Source organism: Streptomyces sp. NBC_00341 (assembly GCF_041435055.1).
Taxonomy (GTDB): domain Bacteria; phylum Actinomycetota; class Actinomycetes; order Streptomycetales; family Streptomycetaceae; genus Streptomyces.
Genome location: NZ_CP108002.1, coordinates 8,023,396 through 8,048,598 on the forward strand (window position 1 = coordinate 8,023,396; position 25,203 = coordinate 8,048,598).

Sequence of the window (25,203 nt, forward strand, 5' to 3'; positions counted from 1 at the left end):
TCCGTGACGCACGAACCAGTTCCGTGGGATGGTCCCGGCGGCTTGAGCGGCCCGATCGGCGTGCCGCTGGTCGATCTGCTGGACCGTGTGCTGGCGACCGGGGTGGTCGTGAGCGGTGACCTGGTCATCGCAATCGCCGACGTACCGCTCGTACGTGTCTCACTCCATGCGCTGCTGTCATCGGTCAACGAGCGTGTTCCCGCCCCCTGGGCCGACAGCGGTCCGCTGTGACGGGCTCACGAGTGGACCTGGATTCCGAGAAGATGGGGCGCGATCTGGTCACCCTGGTACTCACGGTGGTCGAACTCCTCAGGCAGTTGATGGAGCGGCAGGCCCTGCGGCGCATCGACCAGGGCGATCTGACCGACGACCAGACCGATGAGATCGGCACGACCCTGATGATGCTCGATCAGCGCATGGCAGAGCTCTGCGAGCAGCACGGGGTACGGATGGAAGACCTGAATCTCGATCTCGGCCCCCTGGGTTCCCTCCTGCCCCGTGACTGAGGGCGGAGCCAGGGAGCGGCGGACACGGAAATGCGCTGTGCCTCCAGGGCACTCGAATGGCGCATGTGGGGATCTTGGAGCACCGTGGGAGGGGGCACGGGTGGCGGAAAACGTCCGCCGCGTTCGGCTGGCCCCTCCCAGAACTCTCGCTGCGAGGTACTCATGGCGACGAACGGCAGTGAAAACGGAACGGCACTCGGATCGAGCGGATCGTCGGGCGGAACCAAGGGGACGACGGTCATCGCGGATACCGTGGTCTCGACGATCGCGGGGATAGCGGTACGTGAGACCGACGGGGTCCACGCCATCGGCGGGGGAGCCTCCAGGGCTGTGGGTGCGATGAGGGACAAGGTGTCCCGCTCCAACGACCCGGGCCGCGGAGTGAAGGTCGAGGTGGGCGAGAAGCAGGCCGCCGTCGACGTCGACATCGTGGTCGAGTACGGAACTCTCATCGTGGACACCGCGAAGAAGATTCGCGTCCATGTCACCGATGCGGTGGAGACGATGACTGGGCTGGAAGTCGTCGAGATCAACATCAAGGTTCTTGATGTCTACGTGCCGGGGGACGACGACAGCTCGGACGACGACGAGGAAAAGGCCGCTCCTGAGAGGTCGCGCCGCGTTCAGTGAGGCGGCGAACCCAGGGGATGACCGACACGGACTGCCGCTCATGGGCCGTCGTGACCGAGAGCCGCGGCCAGCCCGGCTTCCACTTCGGTGAGCCGGGCCCGGTCGGTGGCCAGGGCGGCGTAGCGCCAATCGGTGCCGCGGTCCAGGCGGTCAGTTCCTGTCGCGCGGGGCCGGACAGGTCGGTGAGGGGCGAACGGTAGCCCGCGAAGGAGCCACCGCTCATGCGCAGCTCGCCGTCGTACACCACCTCGGTCAGGTCTCCGGTGACGTGCCCCTGAGCGCTGACGGCCCTGGTCATGGGCTGCCGGGATGCTCTGCGGCTGCTGCCAGTGGGACGCGCAGGGCGGACCGTCCGCCCCGCCAGGCCGCCAGCAAGAGCGCACCCAGTCTGTCTTCGAGCAGACCGGTGGCCCTGATGCCGAAGGCCACGTCGGCGTCCAGGCCGGGCTCCGTCGTCAGAAGAGGGTCGATCACCTCCAGACGGACGACTTGCTCGTGCACCGCGTCGGCCTCGACGTGCTCGTCGTAGAAGCGCGCGGCGGCCGGCCCGGCACCGGTGCGCCGCATCGCCTTCGCGAGTCGCCGGGAGCCGGGGGAGGACGTCACCTCCACCGCGGCGAAGTGGCCCACGAGAGCGCCGCGCAACGCCCGGTGCAGACCGAACAATGACATGACGTTGACCGTGCACAGCCCCTGCGCGGGGGCCGCGTCCAGATAGGCGCCGTAGGCGTGGTCCAGGCCGAGGTCGTCCATCAGGTCGGCGAAGAGCCGGGCGTGGATGTCTTCGGCGCGTCCGGCGCCGAACTCGTCGTACTCGACCGCGGCCATGGCCGCCTTCGCGCGGCCGTGCAGCCGCGGGATGACCCAGGCGTGCGGATCGGCTTCCTTCAGGTGGTAGAGGGAACGGAGTGCCGAGTATTCCCGGACCTGCCACAGCAGACCCTCGCTCTGCAGGAAGTCGCTCACGCCGGTGCCGTCGTCAACGGCCGGTTCGGTGAGGATCGCGGCGAGGGCGTCGCGGGTGTCGGCTTCCCCCGGCACGTCGGTGCGCAAGGCGGTCAGGAAACGGCGTTCCAGCGCACCGCGCAGCCGCAGCAGGTCGGGATCCCACTCACGGTCGTCACCGACTCCGTGGAATCCCTGGTAGTGCAACTCGTAGAGCACGTAGAGCGCGAGCTGGAGATCGTCGCCGTACGGCTCGGCCTCGGACACGGCCTGTGGGTCCACCAGGGGTGCGTGTCCGTCCCGCAGGGCCGACAGGACGGCGCCGGAGAGCACGCCGCGCGACGTGGGCAGCGCAGGGCTGGTGGCGCGCGATTCGAGGTAGAGCGCGGTAGTCATGCTGTCGCACCTGATTCCGGGTCGGTGGCGGCGTCGGTCCCGGTCCCGGCGGTCGGGGCCGCGCGGCTGCGGTGGCTGGTGTCGCACCAGGGGTAGCTGCGGCTGCGACGGCAGGTGCACACCGCCACCATGAAGCGCTCGGAGGTGACAGCCACACCGTCATGCCCGGTGACAGTCACGGGCCCCTCCACCAGGAGCGGTCCGCTGCGTTCGAGGCGGACACGGCGGATGTCAGATTTGTCGCGCACGGATGACCACCAACTCCTCTTTGTCCTGTTCTGTGTGGTTCATCAGTCCCTGATCGCGCAGCCACGGCAGTCGGGAGTGCAGGACGGGGCCGAGGGGGACGAGCCCGCGGTCGACGACCTCCGCGTCGAGGTGTGCCCGTGCGAGGACATCGATCGTGGTCTGGACACCGCACATTTCCGAATGGACCATGAGCAGTGTTCCGCCGGGTCGCAGCACGGTCGCGGCGGTCGCGCACACCCGGTCGACGACGGCCCGGCCATCCGGGCCGCCGTCCCACGCGCGGGCCCTGCCCCGCAACGGCGGCCGTGCGGCGGGCGCGGGAACGTACGGGGGGTTACTGATCACCATGTCGTACTGACTCGCGTCGAGAGCGGACAGATCGCGGTAGCGGACGGTGATCCGGCTGCGGTGGAGGGCGGCGTTCACCCTGGCGCACAGCACGGCCCGGTGCGAGATGTCGATGGCGGTCACGCGGGCGCCCAGCCGGGCGGCGTGGACTGCCAGGGCCCCGCTGCCGGTCCCCAGTTCCAGGAGACGTGTCCCGGGGGTGATGTTCTCCCGGGCCACGGCCCGCATGAGGAGGTGCGTGTCGTGTTGCGGACTGTAGACGCCCGGCACTGTCAGCATGCGCCGTGGCCTGCTCCGCGGTGGTACGGCCATGGCCGCCTCTCGCCCTCGTAGGGGCGGCGACTGATCGCCGCCCGTCCAGGATGGGCCGCGCGCGGGCCGGGCGCCATTCCGGCGTTGCTGGTCCGCGTCCGGCACGCCTTGTACCGAGGCCGGACCAATCCGGTCATGCATCACAGCAGCCTCCCTGGGTTCGGGGGTCTCCTGCCCACCGAAACGGAAGCAACCACCGCTGACGCGACCGGTGACCTCTAATCCGGGTGCGTGGAGGTGCCGGGGGCGCCGCCCAGGGGGCGGCGGCCCCGCTTCAGTTCGGCTTCGTACAGGTGGTCACAGCCCTGGGCGAGCCTCTGGACCAGTTGCTGCTCGATCTCGGTGAAGGGGCGGTAATAGGTCCGGTTGTAGGCCTCGATGAGCTGGAAGGTCCAGTGGCCCGGGATTACGTTGCGGCCGAGGACCTCACGTTCGACGAGGTCGGCGTCCAGGTCGTGGCCGGCCTCGCGCAGGAGCCGGACCGCGTCGCCGACGGCGAAGTCGGCGCTGCCGGTCAGTTGATGGAAGTCGTACAGCGCGCCGCGGGCGCGTTCGGTCGTCTCCAGCGCCTTGGACAGGGCGCCCAGCGCTTCGACGGTCTTGTCGCTGACTCCTTCGGGACGACGGTGTGTGGTGTCCGGGTCGCTGTTCCGCTCATCGCTCACGCCGTACCTATGCCCCGAGCCCGCACACACCTACCTGCCGGTCACCGGTCCCCCCGTGGCAGCCTGCCGGAATGCGCCCAGCCGTGAAGGGCGCGACAGTGAAGTGCGGAGCGCCATTGGCTGCGGCCGGGATTTTCTCTCGAGAGGATTCGCATGATGCGCGCACTGACCTGGCAAGGCAAAAGGGACGTCCGGGTGGAGACCGTTCCGGATCCGCGGATCGAGGACCCGACGGACATCATCGTCCGGATCACGTCCACCGGCATCTGCGGCTCGGACCTGCACCTTTACGAAGTCCTGGGCCCCTACCTCGACCCCGGAGACATTCTCGGCCACGAGCCCATGGGGATCGTGGAGGAGGTCGGCCCCCAGGTGACCTCGCTCGCCCCCGGGGACCGTGTAGTCGTCCCCTTCAATATCTCGTGCGGGCACTGTTACATGTGCGACCGGGGGCTGCACTCCCAGTGTGAGACCACGCAGGTCCGCGAGCGGGGCATGGGAGCCGCCCTCTTCGGCTACACCAAGCTCTACGGCCAGGTGCCCGGTGGCCAGGCGGAGCTGCTGCGGGTTCCCTTCGGAGACAGCCTGCCGGTCAAGGTGCCGCACGGGCCGGCGGACGACCGGTTCGTCTACCTGTCCGACGTACTGCCCACCGCCTGGCAGGCCGTGGAGTACGCGGCGATCCCGCCCGGCGGGTCCGTCACCGTCCTGGGGCTCGGGCCGATCGGTGCGATGGCGGCGCGGATCGCCAGGCACCGGGGCGCGGGCCTGGTGGTGGGCGTCGATCTCGTGCCCGACCGGCTGTCCCGCGCCGCCGCCGACGGGGTGCTCTGCCTCGACCTGCGCCGGCACGGCAAGGAACTCGGCGACGCCATCCGCGATCTCACCGACGGACGGGGCACCGACGCGGTGATCGACGCGGTCGGCATGGAGGCGCACGGCGCACCCGTGGCGAAAGCGGCGCACGGGGCCGTGGGGCTGCTGCCCGACGCTCTGGCGGAACGGCTCATGGAAACGGCGGGCGTGGACCGCCTGGCCGCCGTCCGGGCGGCGATCGACGTGGTGCGCAGGGGCGGCACGGTCTCGGTGTCCGGCGTGTACGGCGGCGCGGCCGACCCCCTGCCGATGCTGACCATGTTCGACAAGCAGATCCAGCTCCGGATGGGGCAGGCCAACGTCAGACGCTGGGTCGACGACATCCTCCCGCTGCTCACGGACGAGGACCCGTTGGGCGTCGACGACTTCGCGACGCACCGTCTGCCGCTCGAAGAGGGGCCGCAGGCGTACAAGACCTTCCAGGACAAGCGTGACGGGATGATCAAAACGTTGCTGATCCCCTGAGCGCGGTGCCCGAGCGGCCCGGCGGAGGCGGACGCCGCCCAACGAGACGTGGAGGACCGATGGCCGTACGACATCGATTGATCGAAAGCCCCGTGGACGATGTCTGGGCGGTTCTGGCCGACGGCAGGCGGTACGCGGACTGGGTGGTGGGGACGTCGGAGTCGCGTCCTGAGGACGGAGAGTGGCCGCAGGTCGGCTCCAGCATCACGTACACCGTCCGGGTCGGCCCGTGGTCGGTGGCCGGAAGCACCGTCGTTCGGCGCCGCGAGCCTCCCGAAGTGCTGGAACTGGAGGTCGACAGCGGGTGGCTCGGCACCGCCCGGATCGCCCTGGAGGTCCGGCCGTGGGGCGAGAACACCCTGGTGACCATCGATGAACACCCGCTGCGCGGACCGGCCGGAAAGCTGCACAACACAGCCGTGGACGCGCTGATCCAACTACGCCACCGCAGCATGCTCGCCCGACTGGCCGACACCGTCGAGACGGCCCCGCAGGGCAGACGCAAGACCGGCTGAAGTCCGCCCGGCCCCCGGAACGGCGAGCACGTGGAGGTACCGATGCCGGACGCGGTGGTGGTCGGCGCGGGGCCCAATGGTCTCGTGGCGGCGAACCTTCTTGTCGACGCGGGATGGACCGTGGAGGTGCTTGAGGCGCAGCCGGAGCCGGGCGGCGCGGTCCGTAGTGACCGGGGCGTCCATCCCGACTACGTGAGCGACCTGTTCAGTGCCTTCTACCCGCTGGCGGCCGCCTCCCCGGTACTGGCGGGGCTGGACCTGCGCGCCGAAGGGCTCAGCTGGAGCCGTGCCCCGCGCGTCCTGGCACACCCGCTGCCGGACGGCCGCTGCGCGCTTCTCGAACGTGGAGCCGAGGAGACGGCGGAGGGCCTGGACATGTTCGCCGCGGGCGACGGTGCCGCCTGGCTCGACCTGTACGGCACGTGGAACCGCCTGGGTCCGGACCTTCTGCGCGCCCTGTTCACCCCCTTCCCGCCGGTGCGGTCCGGTGTTCGGCTGGCGGCCGGGCTCCGGGCGGCCGGCGGTCTGCGCCTGGCGCGGATGCTGTTGCTGCCCGTCCGTCGCCTGGGGGAGGAACAGTTTCGCGGCGAGGCCGCCAGGCTCCTGCTCGCGGGCAACGCGCTGCACGCGGACCTCGGGCCCGAAGCGGCGGGCAGCGGGGGCTTCGGGTGGCTGATGTCCATGCTCGGACAGACCTACGGATTTCCGGTGCCGGTCGGAGGAGCCGGTGCGCTCACCGCCGCTCTGGTGCGGCGCCTGGAGCGGCACGGAGGCGTGGTCCGCTGCGGGAAGCGTGTCGACGAGATCGTCGTACGCGGCGGACGAGCCGTCGGCGTACGCACAGCGGAGGGTGAGTCCGTACCGGCGTCCCGTGCCGTGCTGGCCGATGTGTCCGCGCCCGCGCTCTACGGTGAACTGGTCGACGCGCGGTACCTCCCCGGCCGGCTGCTGAAGGACCTGCACGGGTTCCAATGGGACTACGCCACGTTCAAGGTCGACTGGGCACTGACCGGCCGCGTGCCCTGGACCGCCGCTGGGGCCGGCTCGGCGGGCACGGTCCACCTGGCCGACGGGGTCGACGGGCTCACCCGCTTCGCCGCGCAGATCGCGACGGGCCGGGTTCCCGACCACCCCTTCCTCCTCGTCGGGCAGATGACCACGGCCGACGCCACCCGTTCACCGGCCGGCACCGAATCGGCGTGGGCCTACACCCATGTCCCGCACCTGATCAAGGGGGACGCGGGCGAGGACGGCCTGACAGGGCGGTGGGACCGGCGTGAACAGGAAGCGATGGCCGACCGCATGGAGGCCGAGGTGGAACGGCGGGCCCCCGGATTCCGTTCCCTCATCACCGCCCGGCGCATCCTCGCACCGCCCACCCTTGAGTCCATGGACGCCAACCTGCACGGCGGCGCGATCAACGGCGGAACCGCGGCTGCCCACCAGCAGTTGGTGTTCCGGCCGACTCCGGGTACCGGGCGGCCGGAAACGCCGGTGAAGGGCCTCTACCTCGCCTCGGCCTCCGCACACCCCGGCGGCGGGGTCCATGGGGCCCCCGGCGCGAACGCCGCGCAGGCCGCGCTGCGCGGCGTGCGTTCTGTGCGCCGCCTTAGCGGCCGGTGAGCCGCAGCGGAGCACCGGCCACGAACGGGAGCCCGAGGGTCAGGCATGCGCCGGTCCGGTCCCCTCCGCCGCGCGTCCGCCGGCCCCCAGCAGTCCCGTCGCTTCGAACGGCGATCGCGTCAGCTCCCGGCGTGTCAGCACCGAGACCAGCCCCGGCAGACCGCCTCGCACCGCCTGGACACTCCGGAGCCACCCGGGCACATATACGGAAGGTGCCCGCCGTTCGACCGCGCCGACCACGAGTCGGGCCACGTACTCCGGGGCGTAGGTCTTGCGCGCAGGCGGAGGCATATGGGCCCGAAGCTCGCGCAGCACACGGTGCTGGTCGGCATCGCGGATCATATCGGTGTCGATCCAGTTCAGATACGCGATGCCCACGCTGACCCGGTGCGGGGCCAGTTCGGCGCGCAGGGCGTGGGAGAAGGACTCCACGCCCGCCTTGGACGCGCAGTACGCACTCATCATCGGTGCGGCGCCGATGGACGCGAGCGAGGCGATCTGCTGGTAGTGACCGCGGGTGCGGAGCAGCTGCGGCAGGAAGGTCCGCGCCGTGATCGCGCTGCCCACGAGGTTGACCTCGATCACGCGCCGCCAGGTGTCCGGATCGGAGTCGGCGAACGGACCTCCCTCCGCCACTCCGGCATTGGCGACGACGGCCGAGACGGGGCCCAGCCGACGGCCCACCTCTTCGGCGACGCGGGCCATCGCCTCGTCGTCGGTGACGTCCACGTGCCAGTGGAGTGACTCCGTGGGCAGTCCTGCGGCGGTCCGGGCGAGCTCGTCGCCCTCCAGGCCGAGCAGGGCCACGCGGACGCCCCGCCCGGACAGTTGGCGGGCGACAGCCGCACCGAGGCCACGTGCGGCTCCGGTCACCACGGCTGTACGGCCGCTCAGGACGGACTTTCGGTCCGACACGGGAACTCCTGCGGATCGGCGTCTTCGGGAATGGTCACAGGCAGCGGACACGTGTGTGCGTCAAGAGCGGAATGAGGAGCACGCTGCTCGACGCCATGATGTCACCGTATGGAATGCCGCGCTCACGTTGAGTCGGTGCGGGTACTCCGGCGGCGGCGGTCCGCGCCGGGGAGGGCATCCCAGGAAAGCCTGACGCAGCGGGCGCAGAGTCGGCTTAGCCGTGCGCGGCGCCTGGCGTGTGCCGCCCGCGCCCCGCGCCGTCGTGCGCTTTGATCTGTGGTGGGGAGGCGCGCGGTGCGGATCGGTCCGGCGGGCACCGCGTGTCACCGGCCGGGCAGCAGTCCGTCAAGGGAGCGTTCGGCATGGGCAAGGAAGAATCCGGCACGCCCCACTGGCTGTTCGGTGATCAGCTCGGCCCGCATTTCATCGACCCGGCGCACGGCGGCCCGCACCGGGACGCGCCGCTGCTGATGATCGAGTCCCGTAACGTCCTGCGCAGGAGGCGCTTCCACCGCGCCAAGGCGCACCTGCTCCTGTCGGCGATGCGCCATCGGGCCGCGGAGCTCGGTGATCGGGTCCGGTACGTCAAGGCGGATACGTACCGGCAAGGACTGCGTGAGGCGGTGGGCGACGCCCGGGTGACCGTCCACCACCCCACATCCCGTACGGCCCACGCCTTCGTACGCGGGTTGCCCTCGGTGCGGGTTCTGCCGGCGCGTGGCTTCCTCGTGAGCCATGACGACTTCAAGGCGTGGGCGGACGGCCGCGCCTCGAAGCAGCTTCGTCAGGAGGACTTCTACCGATGGGTCCGCCGGACGCACGGTCTGCTGATGGAGGGCGACCGGCCCGCCGGCGGCCGCTGGAACCTGGACCACGACAACCGGCAGCCCCCGCCTCGCGGCGTCACCGAGCTGGGCGCACCGGCACCGTACCGGCCCCGGGAGAGCGAGATCGACGACGAGGTGCGGTCCGACCTGGACCGGTGGTCGCGCGACGGGGACGTGGAGTTCGTCGGCGATGACGCACCACGCCGGTTCCCGGCCACGCGCCGGGAGGCGCTCGCCGCACTCCGCCGCTTCGTGGAGCACCGGCTCGCCACGTTCGGCGAACACGAGGACGCGGTTCTGGCCGGGGACCCGACGATGAGCCACAGTCTGCTGTCCACGTCGCTCAACCTCGGACTGCTGGACCCCGCCGAATGCGTCGAGCGGGCGGAGACCGGATGGCGGTCGGGCGGTGTGCCGCTCAACAGCGCCGAGGGGTTCGTGCGGCAGATCGCCGGGTGGCGCGAGTTCGTCTGGCATGTCTACTGGTACTTCGACGAGCGGTACCGAACGAGCAACGTTCTGCGTCACCGCGAGCCACTGCCCGACTGGTTCACAGAACTGTCCCCGGACGGCACCGGGGCGAACTGCCTCTCCCACGTCCTGGAACAGGTCAGGACGACAGGCTGGACCCATCACATTCCCCGCCTGATGATCCTGGGCAGTTTCGCCCTCCAGCGGGGCTGGGATCCCCGGGCCGTCACCGACTGGTTCCACCGCAGCTTCGTCGACGGCTACGACTGGGTCATGGTCCCGAACGTGGTGGGCATGTCGCAGTACGCCGACGGGGGCCGCATGACCACCAAGCCCTATACGTCCGGGGGCGCCTACATCGACCGCATGAGCGACCTCTGCGGCCCCTGCCGGTACGACCCGTCCGTACGGGTCGGCGAGGACGCCTGCCCCTTCACTGCCGGATACTGGAACCTCCTGCACCGCCACCGTGACCGGTTCGAACGCAACGCGCGGATGACCCGGGCGGTGCGAGGTCTGGACAGGCTCCGCGATCTCGACGCCCTCCTGGAGCAGGAGCGCGAACGCCGCGCAGATGGACCGGGGGCAGGACGAAGGCGTTGACGGTGATGCCCACCACCGCGCCGGTCAGCGTCTCCAGGAGCCGGTGACCGACCGTGGACGTGCTGGACGATCCTGCGGTGATCACGAAAAGGCCGTGCTCGCGCCGAGGAGGCCCTGTCTTCCGAGAGGGACTGGACGAGGGTGTCCCGCTCGGGCCCGGACTCCTTGACCGCGCTGTGCACGGACCGCCGGACCGCAGCCCACTCGCGAATGCCGCGAGAACGCTGCCCGCGCCCGCGGCTCGTTATAAGGTGGAAAGACTGCCCTTGACCTGCAAAAAGCGCAGGCAGGGAGCTGAGGAATCAGGGGTATATCGATGATGCGCACCATGTTCAAATCAAAAATCCACCGGGCCACCGTGACCCAGGCCGACCTGCACTACGTCGGTTCCGTCACCATCGACGCCGAGCTGATGGAGGCCGCGGATCTGCTCCCCGGCGAGCTCGTGCACATCGTGGACATCGACAACGGGGCCCGGCTGGAGACGTACGTCATCGAGGGCGAACGCGGCTCCGGAGTCATCGGGATCAACGGCGCCGCCGCCCACCTCGTCCGCCCCGGTGACCTGGTCATCCTGATCAGCTACGCGCAGGTCGACGACGCCGAGGCGCGCAGCCTGGTCCCGAGCGTCGTCCACGTCGACGCGGGCAACCGGATCGTCGCGCTCGGCGCCGACGCCTCCGCTCCCGTCCCGGGCACCGACACCGCGCGCAGCCCGCACGCCGTCCCCGCGGCACGCTGAAGCGACCGACCCAACGAAGGAGCAGCCGACATGGCGGACCTGAGCGGCCAGGACGGACCCGATATCCGTGACGACCGGGCGGCGGGCAGGCTGCTCGCGTACGAGGACGGCACGGCCGCCGGGGTCATCGTGTACTTCGTGATGGACGGGGCCCCCGCCGCGCTCGTCGCCGTACACACGGTCGTCGAGCCGGGGCACGAGGGCAAGGGGATCGGGAGCGCCCTGGTCAGGGAGTTCTACGCGATGGCGGGCCGTGACGGAGTCCCCGTCGTACCGCTGTGCCCGTACGCCGCGAAGTGGGCGTCGCGCCATCCCGACGAGGCACCGCAGGCCCCGGCCGCACTGGTGGAGCGGGCGAAGGAACAGCTCGCGTCGCGTCCCGAGCTGTACTGATCCCCGGCGCCGGTGGTCCCCGGCCCGAACTGATCCCCGGCGGCGGGGCCGATAGCGTCCCGCCCATGTCCCTCGCTCTGCTGCACACCTCCCCGGCCCATGTCCCGGTCTTCGACGCCCTGCGCGACGCCGGCCATCCGGGGCTCGCGCTGCGCCACCTCGTGCACGAGGGGCTCCTCGACCGGGCCGGGGAGTGCGGGCCGCAGTCGGTGACGGGCGAGATCGAGGCGGCGCTCGCCGGTGCGGTCGCCGCGGGGGCCACCGCGGTGCTCTGTACGTGCTCGACGATCGGCGGCGTCGCGGAGTCGCTCGGCCCCGCGCTCGGCGTCCCGGTGCTGCGGGTCGACCGCCCGATGGCTGCCGTCGCGGCCCGTGCGGAGCGGGTGACCGTCATCGTGGCAGTCGCCTCCACCGCGGCGCCCACCCTTGCGCTGATCGCGGAGGAGGCGGACGCGGCGGGCCGGCGTCCGGCGGTCGTGCGCACCGTGCTGGTCGAGGGCGCCTGGGAGCGCTTCGAGGCGGGCGAGCGCGACGGGTACCTGGATCTGGTGGCCGAGGCCGCCGACGCGGTGGCGGACGCCGATGTGATCGTGCTGGCCCAGGCGTCCATGGCCGATGCCGTCACCCGTACGGTCACCCGGATTCCGGTGCTCTCCAGTCCGCGGCCGGGGCTGGCCGCCGCGGCGGCGGTGGCCGCTTCGGTGGGCCGGGCGGATCTTTCGTAGGCCGAACGTATGGACTCGCCGGGCGCGGGCAGCCGCTCCGGGAGACGGTGGAGGAGATCCACCCAGACCGTTCGGAGGACCGAGATGACCCATCCGTTTCCCGACCCCGTTCCGCCCTCGCCCACCCCGGGTCCCATTCCGGGCCCGCCCCAGCCGCTGCCGGAGCCGGAGCCCGTGCCGCCGGGTCCGGGGCCGGCCCCGCCCGTCCCCACGCCGCCGGGCCCCTCGCCCGACCCGATCCCGCAGCCGCCCGCGCCGAATCCCGAGCCGGTGCCGCCGCCGGAGCCGGAGCCCTCACCGGTGGGCTGACCCGTGCGGGGGACACACGCGGGGGACCGGCCGCCGCAGTCCCTGCCCACCGGCGGCTCGATGAACACCGCCGCTCTCCGTGCTCATGCCGGAGGCTCACCGCCACGAGCCTCCGGCATGAGCCGCGATCAGGCGATGATCGGGACGACGGCCTCCGGCGTCAGCATCCGGAACGTGAACGACTGGTGGAAGTACAGGCTGACCGTCGTCGCGTCGTGCTCCTGATAGCCGATCGACAGATCCTCGCCCAGGCACAGCTCGAAGTCGCCGCCCCGGGTGGACAGCAGCACCCCGCCCGCCACCGCCGGCGCCCACAGGATCTGGTCGTCGAGCAGCCGGGCCAGATGGGTGGAGACGGGATATCCGTGGTCGGACGTCTCGGTCGCCTCCGTGAACGCGTCCGCGCCCAGCAGCAGCCGGTAGGGCCCGTCGACACCGGCCAGCCGCAGCTGGGTCAGCGCCTGGCTGACGGTGGCCGGATAGTCCCGGGCGTCCGCCGGCAGCGGCAGCGGGGTGTGTGAGGAACCGTCCCGCAGACCGGTGATCCCGGCCGCCGCGTAGCCGTCGATGAGCGCCATGTCCTCCGCGAACGCACAGGTCCGGGCGGCGTCCTTGACCGGCTGCCAGTCACTGTCGTCGGAGCCGCGCTCGACATCGTCCACCGCCGCCCTGCTCAGCGTGAACGGCACCCGCCACTCGATGACCGGCACCGAGGTGCGGGCGCGGGCCAGCACGTTCGGAGTGGGCGGGTCGATCTCCCGGAGGTGGCCGTCACCGACGGCCGCCAGCCCCGGGCCCTCGGGCCCGCTGACGTCGACGACGCGACGGCCCGCCAGATGGCGGCTGAAGGTGCGCCGGGCCTCCTCCTCGATCTGGTCCCAGGCGGCTTGCGTGACGGGGGCGAGTGCGCGGTGGAGGTTGTTCATCACTGGGCGCTTTCTTGCAGGCTGCCGATGTGCAGCGAACCGTCACGGGAGCCCGGCGGGATCAGGGCCTGCGCCGCCGGCGCGGACGCCGGCTCCGGCAGGGCCCCGGTCCCGCTCTCTGCGGACGCGGGCGACGGCGGCGGGGCGTCGAGGAAGTCGGCGCCGGGGGCGTGGAAGAGCGTGCCGGTGACCGCTGTCGAGAAGTCGAGGATGCGGTCGTGGGTGCCGGGGGGACTGCCCAGGAACATGTTCCGGAGCATCTGTTCGGTGACGCCGGGGTCGGCGGCGTACCCGATGAAGTACGTACCGAACTCACCCTGCCCGAAGCTGCCGAACGGCATGTTGGCACGCAGGATGTCGCGCTCCGTGCCGTCCGGGTCCGTGATGGTGTTCAGCGCCACGTGGGAGTCGGCGGGTTTGACGTCGTCGGCGAACTCGATGTCGGTGAACTTGGTCCGCCCGATCACCTGCTCCTGCTCCTCGGTGCTCAGCGCGTTCCACGACGTCAGATCGTGCAGGTACTTCTGCACGACGACATAACTGCCGCCCGCGAAGTCCGGGTCCTCGTCACCGACCAGCGCCGCCGAGAGCGCGTCCGGACCCACCGGGTTCTCGGTGCCGTCGACGAAGCCCAGCAGATCCCGGTGGTCGAAGTAGCGGAACCCGTGCGTCTCGTCCACGACCTTCACCGCACCGCCGAGCCGGCCGAGCAGCTGGGAGGCCCACTCGTAGCACACGTCCATCCGCTCGGCCCGGATGTGGAACAGCAGGTCGCCCGGGGTGGCGGGGGCGTGGTGGCGGGGCCCGCGCAGTTCCTGGAAGGGATGGAGCGAGGCGGGACGCGGTCCCGTGAACAGCCGGCCCCAGGCATCGGAGCCGAACCCGGTCACACAGGCCAGTCCGGAGCCGGGGAAGCGGAACCCGATGGAGCGGGCGAGGGCCGCCAGATCCGGCAGCGCCTCGCGGACAGCGGGCTCACCGCCCGGCTCGATCGTGGCGACCAGGATCAGCGCGGCACTGGTCAGCGGTGCGACGACGGGCTGCGCCGCGGCCGCTTCCTCGGTGGTCCCGGGCATGCGGCGGCTCCATGAGGTGGCGTGGGCGACAAGGCGGTACGGCGGTACCCGCGCGGGTGCGGATGGCGGGGCCCGCTGCCACTTACCCACATCCGGCAAGGCGCCGCACCCCGGCGCGTCCGACCGGGCGACATCCGCGCCGGTCCCTTGCAGGCGTGGTCTTGCGGGGCCCCGTTCCGGTCCCTTGCCCACGTGGTCTTGCGGCGTCCCGGTCTGCTCCCTTGCCCGCGTGGCCTTGCGGCACCCCGGTCCGTTCACTCGTCCGCGAGGTCGCTCCGGCTGCACGCCAGCACCCCGGTGGTGCCCGACAGCCGGGCCATCAGGGCGTCCGGATCGCCCCTGCCCTGCACGCTGAGCGCGACCTCGACGGTCCGCTCGGGCGGGGGCACGGTCTCCGACCGGCGACGGTGCCGGAACATCCCCTCGCCGTCGGCGGCGAGCGTGGTCAGTTCGGAGATCGCGAACCCCGCCTCCGTGCAGTGCTTGACCAGCTCCCGCAGCGCGCCCACCCCCTCCGTGTAGGTGATCCGGTAGCCGATCGAGGCGTTGCGCAGCGCCGGGAGCCGGTGGGCCAGCGGGCGGACGCCGTACGACACCAGGAAGTAGGCGAGCGTGGCGAGGGTGGCGAGCACGGGCAGCCCCGCGCCGGCCGCGCAGCCGACCGCCGCGGTCAGCCAGATCGACGCGGCCGTGGTCAGCCCCTTGACCGAGCCGCGGTGGACGAAGATGACACCACCGCCGATGAACCCGAGCCCGGAGACGATCTGCGCCGCCACCCGGGACGGGTCCAACTCGACCTGCCCGGTGACCAGTACGTCGGAGAAGCCGAACTTGCTGACCAGGGTGAAAAGCGCGGCCCCGAGCCCGACGATCGTGTACGTGCGCAGACCGGCCGCCTTCTGGCGGATCTCGCGTTCGATCCCGATCGCGCAGGAGAGCCCGAACGCGATGCCGAACTGCGCCGCGTGCGTCCAGTTCTGGCCGAACGGTTCATTGATGTCGATTGCCACAGAGCCTCCGATCCCCTTGGGACCTTCCGGGCAGCCGGCCGCCGGAAGGAAAGCGCCGTCACTCCGCCGTGCCGGGCGGCGCGACGGTTGCGGCGGCGCGATGCTCCACCGTACCGGCCGCCCTCACCCGGCCCGGGGCGCGTTACGGCTCGTCAGGTCTGTGGCGTCCGGGAGGCGCCGTCGAGCAGCGGGGAGTGGGCGGCACTCAGGTCGCGGGCCGGTGCCGGATCAATCCGTCGGTGTCGCAGAGCACCGAGTCGATGATACGGGCAGGCATGACCGGCTCTCCGTCCGCCGGCCGCCGGCACACGGCTGTCGGCCGGTGACCTGGCCGGGACACCGACGGCACCCGCCGTCTGCACCACCCGCGTCACCCCAAGGGCTTTCCCGCGCCCCGCCGTAGTGCCCCTGCGGGGCGTCGGAGGGGTGTGCACCGTACGGTCGGGGCCGGTGGGCGCGACATCGCGCGCAAACGTTTCCGGCAGCCGACGCCGGGACCCTGCGGAAGATGTGACATGGCAAAGATTCTTTTCGTGATGACCGGTTCCGACCACTGGACGCTCGCCGACGGGTCCCTGCACCCGACCGGCTTCTGGGCCGAGGAGGCAGTCGCCCCGTACGAGAGGTTCAAGGCCGCCGGGTACGAGATCGTCGTCGCCACCCCCGGCGGCGTGGTGCCGACCGTCGACCGGGGGAGCCTGGCGCCGGAGTTCAACGACGGCCAGGAGAACGCCGACCGGGTGGCGAGCGTCCTCGCCTCCATGAGCGAACTCCAGCAGCCGCTGGACCTGGCGGACGTGGACCCGGCGGACTACGCGGCGGTGTTCTACCCCGGCGGCCACGGCCCGATGGAGGACCTGGCGGTGAACTCGGACTCCGGGCGGCTGCTGATCAGCGCTCTGGAGTCGGGCCTGCCCCTCGGCATCGTCTGCCACGCCCCGGCCGCCGTGCTGGCCGCCACGAAGGACGACGGGACCAACGCGTTCGCCGGCTACCGGCTCACCGGCTTCACCAACACGGAGGAGAGCCAGGCCGGATTCGCGGACAAGGCCGCGTGGCTGCTCCAGGACCGCCTGGTGGAGATCGGCACCGATTTCCAGGAGGGCGAGCCGTGGGCCCCGTACGTGGTCGTCGACCGCAATCTGGTCACCGGCCAGAACCCCGCCTCCGCCGCCCCGCTCGCGGGCGAGCTGCTCAAGAAGCTCGCCTGATCCGTCGGGCCGGCCGAGCGGGAACACGTACCGGAAACTCCGCTCGGAGGAACTGATATCCCGGCCGCCCTCGGCGGTCTCCCAGTCATCGGGCATCATCGGCGGCCTACAGGACAGGGACCTAATTCATGAGCAGTCATCACCACACGGTGGATCCGGTGCCACTGGTGATCGCCGCGCGCAACGGGGACGCGGGGGCGCAGGACGCACTGGCCAGTGCGTACCTCCCGCTCGTCTACAACATCGTGGGCCGGGCGCTGAACGGTTCCGCGGACGTCGACGACGTGGTGCAGGAGACCATGCTCCGCGCACTGGACGGCCTCGGCGGTCTGCGCACCCCGGAGAGCTTCCGCTCCTGGCTGGTGGCGATCGCGATGAACCAGATACGTGCGCACTGGCGGGACCGCGATATCGCGCCCGGCACGCTGGAGGAGGCCGGAGAGATCGCTGACCCGGGGGCCGACTTCGTCGACCTGACGATGATGCGCCTGCAGCTGTCCGGGCAGCGCCGGGAGACGGCGTGCGCGACGCGGTGGCTGGAGCCGGACGACCTGGGCCTGCTGTCGCTGTGGTGGCTGGAGTGCGCCGGGGAGCTGACCCGGACCGAGGTGGCCGGGGCGCTGGAGCTCTCGCCGCAGTACGCGGCGGTCCGGGTGCAGCGGATGAAGGCGCGGCTGGAGACGGCCCGTGTCGTCGTGCGGGCACTCGGTGCGCAGCCGCCGTGCGAGGAACTCCGCGGCGTCTGCGCGGCCTGGGACGGCCGCCCCTCCGCGCTGTGGCGCAAACGAATAGCCCGGCACGCCCGTGAGTGCTTCCGGTGCTCCGGGCTGTGGAGCGGCCTGATGCCCGCGGAGGGCCTGCTGGCCGGACTGGCGCTGGTCGCCGTACCCGCGGCGCTCCTCGTGCGGTGGCCCGCCGGGGACGACACCGCACCGGTCGCCGCCGCACACGCCCTCGACGCCGCGGCGGGCGACGGCGCGACAACCGCCCGGCCCGGCCGGCACCGCTCCGGGGGCGGGCGGCACACGGGCGGCCGTACCCCCTCCCGCGCCGCCGCCCGCCGACGGCGGCGGATCCAGCGCCGGGCGGTCGGCGGCGCGGTGGTGGTGGCGTGCATGACCGGCGGAGGCCTCTGGTACGCCTCCCTCGGGCCCGGAGCGGGGACCGGGGGAGACAGCGCATCGAGCACGTCGGCGGAGCCCATCACGGATCTCACGGCGTCCGGAAGCCCCGCCACCACCTCATCGCCGTCGCCGGCATCCGCCTCGCCCTCACCCTCGGCCTCTGCCTCACCGTCCAAGTCCAAGAAGCGGAGCGCCTCCACACCCCCGGCCCGCACACCGCACAAGAGCGTCGCCCCGGCGCCGAAGAAGGCGCCCGCACCGCGTCCGTCGAGCACCCCCGCCACGCCACCCGCCCCCGAGGGCGACACGGCCCAGGTCGTCGCCCTGGTCAACCAGGAGCGGGCGACAGCGGGATGCGGACCCGTCGAGGAGGACCCGCAGCTCACGGACGCGGCGCTGCGGCACTCCGACGACATGGCCGCCCGCGACTTCTTCGAGCACACCAACCCCGACGGCGCCGACCCCGGACGCCGCATCACCGACGCGGGCTACCACTGGTCGACGTACGGCGAGAACATAGCCCGGGGCCAGCAGACTCCCGCATCGGTGATGGAGTCCTGGATGAACAGTCCGGGCCACCGCGCCAACATCCTCAACTGTGACTTCAAGGACATCGGCATCGGCATCCACCAGGGACCGGGCGGACCGTGGTGGACCCAGGACTTCGGCGCGAAGATGTGAGCCGGTCCGGCTCACCCCGTCAGCTCTCGACCTCGGTCCTGTCGCCGCCCCAGAGGGTGTGGAAGACGCCGTCGCGGTCGACCCTGCGGTAGGTGTGGGCGCCGAAGTAGTCGCGCTGGCCTTGGGTGAGCGCGGCGGGCAGGCGTTCGGCGCGCAGCGAGTCGTAGTAGGCGAGGGTGGCGGCGAAGGCGGGCGTGGGGACGCCCTGGGTGACGGCGGTGGCGACGACGGCGCGCCAGTCGTCCTGTGCGGCGGCGATCTCCCGGGCGAAGCTCTCGTCGGCCAGCAGGCTCGGCAGATCTGCCCGCGCCTCGTAGGCGCTGGTGATCCGGTCGAGGAACGCGGCCCGGATGATGCAGCCGCCGCGCCAGATCGCGGCGACCCTGCCGAGGTCGATGTCCCAGTCGTACGTCTCGCTGCCGGCCGCGATCTCGTGGAAGCCCTGCGTGTAGGAGACGATCTTCGAGGCGTACAGGGCCTGCTCGACCTGGTCGGCGAACGCCGCCGCCTCGTCCTTGCCGAGCCTGCGGGCGGTCGGTCCGGCGAGGTGGCGTGAGGCTTCGCGGAGCGCGGCGTGGCCGGAGACGGAACGGGCGAAGACGGCCTCGGCGATCGCGGAGACGGGAACACCCAGGTCCAGGGCGATCTGCACGGTCCAGCGGCCGGTGCCCTTCTGCTCCGCCTGGTCGAGCACCACGTCCACGAAGGGCTTGCCGGTCGCCGCGTCCACCTGGGAGAGGACCTCCGCGGTGATCTCGATGAGATAGGAGTCCAGGCGCCCGGTGTTCCAGGTGCGGAAGGTGTCCGCGATCTGCGCGGGGGAGTAACCCGCCACGTCGCGGAGCAGCTGGTAGGCCTCACCGATCAGCTGCATGTCCGCGTACTCGATGCCGTTGTGCGTCATCTTCACGAAATGACCGGCACCGTCGGGGCCGATGTGCGTGACGCACGGCGCCCCGTCCTTGGCCTTCGCGGAGATCTTCTCCAGCATCGGCCCGAGCGAGGCGTACGACTCGTCGCTGCCGCCCGGCATGATGCTCGGCCCGTTCAGCGCGCCCTCCTCGCCGCCCGAGATGCCGGCGCCGACGAAGTGGATACCGCGTTCGCGCAGCTCCCTCTCCCGGCGGCGGGTGTCCTCGAAGTGGGCGTTCCCGCCGTCGATGATGACGTCGCCCTCCTCCAGCAGCGCCGCGAACTCCTGGATCACCGCGTCCGTGGGCTCGCCCGCCTTCACCATGACGACCAGGCGCCGGGGCCGTTCCAGCGACTCGACGAACTCCTGCGGCGTGTGCGCCGCGATGAAGGTCCCCTCGTCACCGAAGTCCTCGACCAGGGCATCGGTCTTCGCCGCCGTGCGGTTGTGCACCGCGACGGTGAAGCCGTTGCGGGCGAAGTTGCGGGCGAGGTTGCGGCCCATCACCGCGAGCCCGGTGACGCCGATCTGCGCGGTGCCGCTCATCTGGGTGCTCCTGCAATCTGTCAGGGGAGGCCGGGACGCTGAGATGTCGCGATGCTGAGATGTCGCGTTGTCCAGTATGGATACCGGACCGGCGGACGGCCTGTTCAGCCGGGCAGGCGGGTGCGCGCCGCCCTCCCGGGCGCCTCGCACCGTCCTCCGTTCCCTCCCGTGCCCCGCTCGCTCGTCTTGACACTCGCTGAGCGGCGGCGCAACACTGGTTCCGGTTGGGAGAGCGCTCTCCCGGACGGGTTTCGCACCCGGCCGGGATGCCGATCCCGCAGGCCGCCCGCGCCGTCCCATCCCCGCTGTCGGTGCGGTGAGGAAGTCCGCGGTGGTCACGGCAATCCGTGACCACCGCGGACTCATGCCCGGACCCGGCTGTGGGCCGATTCCCGGTGGAAACGCGAAACCTCCGGCCGCGGCGGTCGTCCGCCGAGGCCGGAGGTTTCGGCCGGCCACCAGGGCCGGCCGGGCTCAGGCGGCTCTGCCCGAACGGCCCGCCCCGGCCTCGCGGATCAGCTCGGCGTAGCGCCTGCCACTGCTCTTGACCGTGCGGCGCTGCGTCGCGTAGTCCACGTGGACCAGGCCGAAGCGCTTGTCGTAGCCGTACGCCCACTCGAAGTTGTCCAGCAGCGACCAGGCGAAGTACCCGGCCAGCGGCGCGCCCTTGCGGACGGCGCGCGCACAGGCGGCGAGGTGCTCCTCCAGGTACTGGGTGCGCTCCGGGTCGTGCACCGAACCGTCGGCCAGGACGACGTCCTGGTACGCCGAGCCGTTCTCGGTGACGTAGATGCGCTCGACGCCGTACTCCTCGGTCAGGCGCAGCAGCAGCTGCTCCAGGCCCTGGGCGTGCACCTCCCAGTCCATGTGGGTGTGGCGGGAGCCGGGGAGGTAGACCTGCTTGGCGTGCGGGACGGGACCGGTCGCGTCGGCGGTGACGACCTGGCGGAAGTAGTAGTTCACGCCCATCCAGTCGAGCGGTGCCGAGATGAGGTCCATGTCGCCGTCCCCGACCGGGAGTTCGACGCCGTACAGGTCGACCATGTCCTGCGGGTAGCCGCGCCCGAGGATCGGGTCGAGCCACCAGCGGTTGATGTGCCCGTCGCCGCGCACGGCGGCGGCGCGGTCCGCCTCGCGGTCGGTGGCGGCCTCCACCGGGCTCAGGTTGTTGACGATGCCGACGCGGGCGTCCGAGGACGCGGCGCGGATCGCCTGCACGGCGAGACCGTGCCCGAGGTGCAGGTGGTACGAGGCCCGTACGGCGGCGGTCAGGTCGGTGAGACCCGGCGCCATGGTGCCCTCCAGGTGACCGATCCAGGCCGAGCAGAGCGGCTCGTTGAGGGTCGCCCAGTCCTTCACCCGGTCGCCGAGGCGCTCCACGACGGCCGAGGTGTACGTGGCGAAGTGCTCGGCCGTCTCCCGGACCGTCCAGCCGCCCCGGTCCTGGAGCGCCTGCGGCAGGTCCCAGTGGTACAGCGTGGCGAACGGGGTGATTCCCGCGTCGAGGAGCCCGTCGACCAGCCGGTCGTAGAAGTCGAGCCCGGCCTTGTTGACGGGGCCGTCGCCGCCCGGGACGATCCTCGGCCAGGCGAGCGAGAAGCGGTACGCGCCCGCTCCCACCTCCTTGATCAGGCCGATGTCCTCCGGCACCCGGTGGTAGTGGTCGCAGGCCACGTCCCCGGTGTCGTTTCCGGCGATCTTGCCCGGGATGTGGGAGAAGGTGTCCCAGATCGACGGGGCGCGGCCGTCCTCCGCCACGGCGCCCTCGATCTGGTACGCGGCGGTGGCGACGCCCCAGGTGAAGTCGGCCGGGAGGGCGCTGAGGTCGTTCACGGACTTCCTTTCCGAAGTGGTCACTTGACGGCTCCCGCCGTGAGGCCCGCGACGAGGTACCGCTGGAGCAGCAGGAACCCGGCGACGATCGGGACGCTGACGACGAGCGAGGCGGCCATGACCTGGTTCCAGTACACGTCGTTCTGGGTGGCGTAGCCCTGGAGGCCGACGGCCAGGGTGCGGGTGGTGTCGTTGGTCATGACGGACGCGAAGAGCACCTCGCCCCAGGCCGTCATGAAGGCGTACACGGCGACGGCGACGATGCCCGGCACGGCGGCCGGCACGACGACCCGGAACAGGGCGCCGAGCGGTCCGCAGCCGTCCACCAGGGCCGCCTCGTCCAGATCCTTCGGGATCGAGTCGAAGTAGCCGATGAGCATCCAGATGGAGAACGGCAGCGAGAACGTCAGATACGTGAGGATCAGTCCGCCGCGCGAGCCGTACAGCGCGATGCCGGTGCTGTTCCCGATGTTGACGAAGATCAGGAACAGCGGGAGCAGGAAGAGGATGCCGGGGAACATCTGGGTGGAGAGCACCGTGACGGTGAAGACGCGCTTGCCGCGGAACTTGTAGCGGCTCACGGCGTACGCGGAGAACACCGCGATGATCACCGAGAGGACCGTCGCCGAACCCGCCACGACCAGCGAGTTGACGAAGTACCGGGCCAGCGGGACGGTGTCCCAGATGTCGAAGTACGGCTGGACCGTCAGCCCGGACGGTATCCAGTGGAACTTCCCCGAGACGTCCTGGAGCGGCTTGAGCGAACTGCTGATCATCACGTAGACGGGCAGCAGCGCGAAGGCGGCCAGGAAGGTCAGGATGACGCGGCGGGTCCAGAGGAAGGACTGCGGGGCGGCCATCGGGGACCGCCTCCGGGCCCGGGACTTCGACGCCCCGGGTGCCACGGCCGACTGGGCATTGCTAGGCATCGGTGCCCTTCCTTCCGCGTGAGGTGATGAGCAGGTAGCCGGCCGTCACGAGCAGCAGGAAGAGCAGCAGGAGGACGGACATGGCGGATCCGGTGCCGAAGTTCCAGGTGACGAACGACGACTGGTAGATGTGGATCGAGATCAGGTCCGCGTTCTCCGGCGCCGCCTTCCCGAACAGCACGTACGGGGTGTTGAAGTCGTTGAACGTCCACAGGAACAGGACGAGCACGAGGACCTGGTTGACCGGGCGCAGCGCGGGCAGGGTGATCTTGCGGATCTGCTGCCAGACGCCGGCGCCGTCGATCGCGGAGGCCTCGTACAGCTCGCGCGGGATGTTCTGGAGGCCCGCCATCACGATGAGGAAGGCGAACGGCCAGCCCTTCCAGACCGAGACGACGATCAGGGCGTAGATGCTGTTGTCACCGATCAGCCAGAAGGACGGCTGGTCGGTCAGCCCGAGCTGGTCGTGCAGCACGTGGTTGACCAGGCCGTTGTCCCGCTGGAACATGAACGCCCAGGTGATGACGGCCGCGTAGACCGGCAGGGCGTACGGCACGAGGAAGATCGCCCGGAGGAAGCCCCGGCCGCGGAAGTTCTCCTGCAGCATGATCGCCGCCGCGACCCCGAACAGCCAGGCCAGGCCGACGGCGAAGAACGTGAAGACACAGGTGACGAAGAACGAGTGGAGCAGCGCCTCGCCGATCGGGGCGTTGACGTCCACGGCGATCTTGTAGTTGTCGAAGCCGCTCCAGGGCGCTCCGCCCCAGTTGTTGATGTAGAACTGCGTGAGCTCGCGGAAGCTCATCACGATTCCGATAACCATCGGAATCACGTGGACGAGGAGTTCGAGCAGGACGGCCGGCAGGAGCAGGAGATAGGGCAGTCCGCCCTGGCGGATCCGGTCGGGGATGCGCGGCAGTCTCCTGCGCGCACCCCCGTTGCCCCGGCTCGTCACCCTGTCCGACTTTTCCGTCCGGCTGTCGGTGGTCACGGTGGCGGTCATGAGGGAGCCTTACTGCTGCATCGTCTGCTGGGCCTTTTCGAGGCGCGCCTTGACGGATTCGGTGGTCACGGGGCGTCCGGCTGCGGCGTCGGCCCACAGCTCCTTGACCGCCGTACCCACGGCCGTCTCGAACTGCGACTCGTTCGGCACCTGCGGCAGCGGGGCGGCGCTCGTGGACAGGGTGTCGCGCAGGACCTTCAGGTCGGGGGCGGAGAACGCCTCGTCGGCCTGGGCGGTCTTGACCGGCGGAATCGACCCGTAGGTCTTGTTGAGCAGCTTCTGCTCGGCGTCGCTGGTCATGAACTTCACGAACTTCTTGGCGCCGTCGATGTTCTTGGTGTTCTTGAACACCGCCATGTTGATGCCGGCGACCATGGAGTTGGTGCTCTTGCCGGTGCCCGGGGTCCCGGCGGCGACGGGGACCGGGGCCGCGCCCCAGTCCTCGGGCTTCATGCCCTGGGAGGCGAAGGTGGAGGCGGCGGCCTGCCACAGCACCATCGCGGTCTTGCCCTTGGCGAAGTCCGTCAGGGACTGGTTCTGGGCGTACTCCGCGTTGCCCGGAGCGATGATCTTGTCCTTGGCCATGAAGTCGATGTACTGCTTCACGGCGGCGACGGCACCGTCGGAGGTGAAGGTCGCCTTGCCCGACTTGTCGAAGAAGTCCGCGCCGTGCTGCTGGCCCAGGACGAAGGTCTGGTGGATGTTGTTGGAGAGGTTGGAGCCCTCGGCGCCCAGCCCCCACTTGCCGTCCTTGGAGAGCTTCTTGCCGTCCGCGACCAGCTCGTCCCAGGTGGTCGGCGGCTTGCTGATGCCCGCCTCCGCGAAGCTCTTCTTGTTGTAGTAGAGGGCGTACGCGAGGGAGTACAGCGGCACCGCGGAGGGGTCCTTGTCCGCCGCGCCGGCCGAGGCGACCGCCGACTCGACGAAGCGGTCCCGGCCGCCGATCGCGTCGAAGTTCTCCTTGTTCCAGGGGAGCAGCGCGCCCGTCGCCTGAAGCGATGCCGACCAGGTGTTGCCGATGTTCAGCACGTCCGGGCCCTGCCCCGACGTGGTGGCGGCGAGGATCCGGTTGAGCAGATCGGCCCAGGGCACGACCTCCAGCTTGACCTTGATGCCGGTCTGCTTCTCGAACTTCTTCAGCTCGGGGGTGAGGATCTTCTTGTCGGCCTCGATGCTGGGGCCCTGGTTGGACGCCCAGTAGGTGAGGGTCTTCGGCGAATCGTTGCTGCCGCCCGAGGCGGACGAACCGCCTCCGCAGCCGGTGACGCCGGCGGCGATGGAGATCGCGAGGGTGACTGCTGCTGCGGCTCTGACGTTGCGCATGCTGGATGGCCCCTTTCCGGGGAGGAAGGCCGTGTTCGAGAACCGAACGGTCTTCAGGACTTAATTTATGACGTGATTTAAGAGGTGAGAGAAGGTCGCGTCAAGTCCCGCGG

25 protein-coding genes are annotated in these 25,203 nt (G+C 70.9%); 12 read left to right on the forward strand and 13 right to left on the reverse strand.

What is annotated here, in order from left to right; translation table 11 throughout:
- Positions 1-3 precede the first annotated feature (3 nt).
- From OG892_RS35825 to OG892_RS35835, 3 genes are all read left to right on the forward strand, one after another.
- The gene (locus tag OG892_RS35825) at positions 4-231 is read left to right on the forward strand and encodes a gas vesicle protein (protein ID WP_073734553.1); all 228 of its coding nucleotides are present in this window, start codon (positions 4-6) and stop codon (positions 229-231) included.
- Entirely contained in the window at positions 228-506 is a 279-nt protein-coding gene (locus OG892_RS35830; RefSeq protein WP_073734554.1) for a gas vesicle protein K, read from the forward strand. Before OG892_RS35825 ends, OG892_RS35830 begins: the two co-directional genes overlap by 4 nt.
- Positions 507-668: 162 nt before the next feature.
- Entirely contained in the window at positions 669-1,136 is a 468-nt protein-coding gene (locus OG892_RS35835; RefSeq protein ID WP_073734555.1) for an Asp23/Gls24 family envelope stress response protein, read from the forward strand.
- Positions 1,137-1,430: 294 nt separating this feature from the next.
- Here OG892_RS35835 and OG892_RS35840 read toward each other — a convergent pair whose 3' ends face one another.
- From OG892_RS35840 to OG892_RS35855, 4 genes are all read right to left on the reverse strand, one after another.
- Entirely contained in the window at positions 1,431-2,477 is a 1,047-nt protein-coding gene (locus OG892_RS35840; RefSeq protein WP_371631261.1) for an iron-containing redox enzyme family protein, read from the reverse strand.
- Complete coding sequence (locus OG892_RS35845) at positions 2,474-2,725, reverse strand: CDGSH iron-sulfur domain-containing protein (protein WP_371631262.1); 252 nt, start codon at positions 2,723-2,725, stop codon at positions 2,474-2,476. Before OG892_RS35845 ends, OG892_RS35840 begins: the two co-directional genes overlap by 4 nt.
- The gene (locus tag OG892_RS35850) at positions 2,709-3,353 is read right to left on the reverse strand and encodes a HemK2/MTQ2 family protein methyltransferase (protein WP_242436619.1); all 645 of its coding nucleotides are present in this window, start codon (positions 3,351-3,353) and stop codon (positions 2,709-2,711) included. The genes OG892_RS35845 and OG892_RS35850 overlap by 17 nt, the downstream gene beginning before the upstream one ends.
- A gap of 251 nt (positions 3,354-3,604) precedes the next feature.
- Positions 3,605-4,051, reverse strand: coding sequence for a hypothetical protein (locus OG892_RS35855; RefSeq protein WP_371631263.1), 447 nt, complete (start codon positions 4,049-4,051; stop codon positions 3,605-3,607).
- Between the two features lie 156 nt (positions 4,052-4,207).
- On the opposite strand from OG892_RS35855, the gene OG892_RS35860 reads away from it, so the two are divergent.
- Genes OG892_RS35860 through OG892_RS35870 form a run of 3 tightly spaced genes read left to right on the forward strand, consistent with a single transcriptional unit; the run spans position 4,208 to position 7,530 of the window.
- The gene (locus tag OG892_RS35860) at positions 4,208-5,392 is read left to right on the forward strand and encodes a zinc-dependent alcohol dehydrogenase (RefSeq protein ID WP_371631749.1); all 1,185 of its coding nucleotides are present in this window, start codon (positions 4,208-4,210) and stop codon (positions 5,390-5,392) included.
- A 59-nt stretch (positions 5,393-5,451) separates the two neighbouring features.
- The gene (locus tag OG892_RS35865; protein WP_328864511.1) at positions 5,452-5,907 is read left to right on the forward strand and encodes an SRPBCC family protein; all 456 of its coding nucleotides are present in this window, start codon (positions 5,452-5,454) and stop codon (positions 5,905-5,907) included.
- Positions 5,908-5,949: 42 nt separating this feature from the next.
- The gene (locus OG892_RS35870; RefSeq protein WP_371631264.1) at positions 5,950-7,530 is read left to right on the forward strand and encodes a phytoene desaturase family protein; all 1,581 of its coding nucleotides are present in this window, start codon (positions 5,950-5,952) and stop codon (positions 7,528-7,530) included.
- 39 nt (positions 7,531-7,569) lie between these two features.
- On the opposite strand, the gene OG892_RS35875 is transcribed toward OG892_RS35870, so the two are convergent.
- A complete protein-coding gene (locus tag OG892_RS35875) occupies positions 7,570-8,445 on the reverse strand; it encodes an SDR family oxidoreductase (RefSeq protein WP_371631265.1) in 876 nt (291 codons plus the stop codon).
- Between the two features lie 362 nt (positions 8,446-8,807).
- Here OG892_RS35875 and OG892_RS35880 point away from each other — a divergent pair, with 362 nt between their 5' ends.
- From OG892_RS35880 to OG892_RS35895, 4 genes are all read left to right on the forward strand, one after another.
- Positions 8,808-10,346 (forward strand): cryptochrome/photolyase family protein, encoded by a 1,539-nt coding sequence (locus OG892_RS35880; RefSeq protein WP_328864508.1) that lies wholly within the window; start codon positions 8,808-8,810, stop codon positions 10,344-10,346.
- A 316-nt stretch (positions 10,347-10,662) separates the two neighbouring features.
- Positions 10,663-11,088, forward strand: coding sequence for an aspartate 1-decarboxylase (panD, locus tag OG892_RS35885; RefSeq protein ID WP_371631266.1), 426 nt, complete (start codon positions 10,663-10,665; stop codon positions 11,086-11,088).
- A gap of 30 nt (positions 11,089-11,118) precedes the next feature.
- Positions 11,119-11,481 (forward strand): GNAT family N-acetyltransferase, encoded by a 363-nt coding sequence (locus OG892_RS35890; protein WP_328864506.1) that lies wholly within the window; start codon positions 11,119-11,121, stop codon positions 11,479-11,481.
- A 65-nt stretch (positions 11,482-11,546) separates the two neighbouring features.
- Entirely contained in the window at positions 11,547-12,206 is a 660-nt protein-coding gene (locus tag OG892_RS35895; RefSeq protein ID WP_371631267.1) for an arylsulfatase, read from the forward strand.
- 437 nt (positions 12,207-12,643) lie between these two features.
- Here the strand turns inward: OG892_RS35895 and OG892_RS35900 are convergent, their stop codons facing one another.
- The 3 genes from OG892_RS35900 to OG892_RS35910 form a co-directional block, all read right to left on the reverse strand.
- Positions 12,644-13,441 carry a family 1 encapsulin nanocompartment shell protein gene (locus tag OG892_RS35900; protein ID WP_073734567.1) on the reverse strand — a complete coding sequence of 266 codons (798 nt, stop codon included), beginning with the start codon at positions 13,439-13,441 and terminating at the stop codon, positions 12,644-12,646.
- Entirely contained in the window at positions 13,441-14,517 is a 1,077-nt protein-coding gene (locus OG892_RS35905; protein ID WP_371631268.1) for a Dyp-type peroxidase, read from the reverse strand. The genes OG892_RS35900 and OG892_RS35905 overlap by 1 nt, the downstream gene beginning before the upstream one ends.
- A 254-nt stretch (positions 14,518-14,771) precedes the next feature.
- Positions 14,772-15,527 carry an MgtC/SapB family protein gene (locus OG892_RS35910; RefSeq protein WP_073734569.1) on the reverse strand — a complete coding sequence of 252 codons (756 nt, stop codon included), beginning with the start codon at positions 15,525-15,527 and terminating at the stop codon, positions 14,772-14,774.
- Positions 15,528-16,042: 515 nt separating this feature from the next.
- Here OG892_RS35910 and OG892_RS35915 point away from each other — a divergent pair.
- Both OG892_RS35915 and OG892_RS35920 read left to right on the forward strand, forming a co-directional pair.
- Positions 16,043-16,738: a type 1 glutamine amidotransferase domain-containing protein gene (locus OG892_RS35915; protein WP_371631269.1), complete on the forward strand. Its 696-nt coding sequence runs from the start codon at positions 16,043-16,045 to the stop codon at positions 16,736-16,738.
- Between the two features lie 128 nt (positions 16,739-16,866).
- Entirely contained in the window at positions 16,867-18,543 is a 1,677-nt protein-coding gene (locus OG892_RS35920) for a sigma-70 family RNA polymerase sigma factor (protein ID WP_371631270.1), read from the forward strand.
- A 19-nt stretch (positions 18,544-18,562) separates the two neighbouring features.
- Here OG892_RS35920 and gndA read toward each other — a convergent pair whose 3' ends face one another.
- The 5 genes from gndA to OG892_RS35945 all read right to left on the reverse strand — a co-directional run bounded on the left by gndA (position 18,563) and on the right by OG892_RS35945 (position 25,090).
- On the reverse strand, positions 18,563-20,002 hold the full coding sequence (gndA, locus tag OG892_RS35925) for an NADP-dependent phosphogluconate dehydrogenase (protein ID WP_371631271.1): 1,440 nt from the start codon (positions 20,000-20,002) through the stop codon (positions 18,563-18,565).
- A 474-nt stretch (positions 20,003-20,476) separates the two neighbouring features.
- Positions 20,477-21,835, reverse strand: a complete 1,359-nt coding sequence (locus tag OG892_RS35930; protein ID WP_371631272.1) for a GH1 family beta-glucosidase — start codon at positions 21,833-21,835, stop codon at positions 20,477-20,479.
- A gap of 20 nt (positions 21,836-21,855) precedes the next feature.
- On the reverse strand, positions 21,856-22,695 hold the full coding sequence (locus OG892_RS35935) for a carbohydrate ABC transporter permease (RefSeq protein ID WP_073734574.1): 840 nt from the start codon (positions 22,693-22,695) through the stop codon (positions 21,856-21,858).
- Positions 22,696-22,756: 61 nt separating this feature from the next.
- On the reverse strand, positions 22,757-23,767 hold the full coding sequence (locus OG892_RS35940) for a carbohydrate ABC transporter permease (protein WP_073734575.1): 1,011 nt from the start codon (positions 23,765-23,767) through the stop codon (positions 22,757-22,759).
- A gap of 9 nt (positions 23,768-23,776) precedes the next feature.
- Positions 23,777-25,090 carry an ABC transporter substrate-binding protein gene (locus tag OG892_RS35945; protein WP_073734576.1) on the reverse strand — a complete coding sequence of 438 codons (1,314 nt, stop codon included), beginning with the start codon at positions 25,088-25,090 and terminating at the stop codon, positions 23,777-23,779.
- Positions 25,091-25,203: the final 113 nt, after the last annotated feature.

Bases quoted from the DNA above. Each gene is read 5' to 3' on its own strand.
- OG892_RS35940 (WP_073734575.1), bottom strand. From the start codon at position 23,767: ATGACCGCCACCGTGACCACCGACAGCCGGACGGAAAAGTCGGACAGG.
- OG892_RS35870 (WP_371631264.1), top strand. From the start codon at position 5,950: ATGCCGGACGCGGTGGTGGTCGGCGCGGGGCCCAATGGTCTCGTGGCG.
- gndA (WP_371631271.1), bottom strand. From the start codon at position 20,002: ATGAGCGGCACCGCGCAGATCGGCGTCACCGGGCTCGCGGTGATGGGC.
- OG892_RS35840 (WP_371631261.1), bottom strand. From the start codon at position 2,477: ATGACTACCGCGCTCTACCTCGAATCGCGCGCCACCAGCCCTGCGCTG.
- OG892_RS35895 (WP_371631267.1), top strand. From the start codon at position 11,547: ATGTCCCTCGCTCTGCTGCACACCTCCCCGGCCCATGTCCCGGTCTTC.
- OG892_RS35915 (WP_371631269.1), top strand. From the start codon at position 16,043: ATGGCAAAGATTCTTTTCGTGATGACCGGTTCCGACCACTGGACGCTC.
- OG892_RS35890 (WP_328864506.1), top strand. From the start codon at position 11,119: ATGGCGGACCTGAGCGGCCAGGACGGACCCGATATCCGTGACGACCGG.
- panD (WP_371631266.1), top strand. From the start codon at position 10,663: ATGATGCGCACCATGTTCAAATCAAAAATCCACCGGGCCACCGTGACC.
- OG892_RS35835 (WP_073734555.1), top strand. From the start codon at position 669: ATGGCGACGAACGGCAGTGAAAACGGAACGGCACTCGGATCGAGCGGA.
- OG892_RS35945 (WP_073734576.1), bottom strand. From the start codon at position 25,090: ATGCGCAACGTCAGAGCCGCAGCAGCAGTCACCCTCGCGATCTCCATC.
- OG892_RS35905 (WP_371631268.1), bottom strand. From the start codon at position 14,517: ATGCCCGGGACCACCGAGGAAGCGGCCGCGGCGCAGCCCGTCGTCGCA.
- OG892_RS35935 (WP_073734574.1), bottom strand. From the start codon at position 22,695: ATGGCCGCCCCGCAGTCCTTCCTCTGGACCCGCCGCGTCATCCTGACC.
- OG892_RS35860 (WP_371631749.1), top strand. From the start codon at position 4,208: ATGCGCGCACTGACCTGGCAAGGCAAAAGGGACGTCCGGGTGGAGACC.
- OG892_RS35865 (WP_328864511.1), top strand. From the start codon at position 5,452: ATGGCCGTACGACATCGATTGATCGAAAGCCCCGTGGACGATGTCTGG.
- OG892_RS35880 (WP_328864508.1), top strand. From the start codon at position 8,808: ATGGGCAAGGAAGAATCCGGCACGCCCCACTGGCTGTTCGGTGATCAG.
- OG892_RS35900 (WP_073734567.1), bottom strand. From the start codon at position 13,441: ATGAACAACCTCCACCGCGCACTCGCCCCCGTCACGCAAGCCGCCTGG.
- OG892_RS35850 (WP_242436619.1), bottom strand. From the start codon at position 3,353: ATGCTGACAGTGCCGGGCGTCTACAGTCCGCAACACGACACGCACCTC.
- OG892_RS35920 (WP_371631270.1), top strand. From the start codon at position 16,867: ATGAGCAGTCATCACCACACGGTGGATCCGGTGCCACTGGTGATCGCC.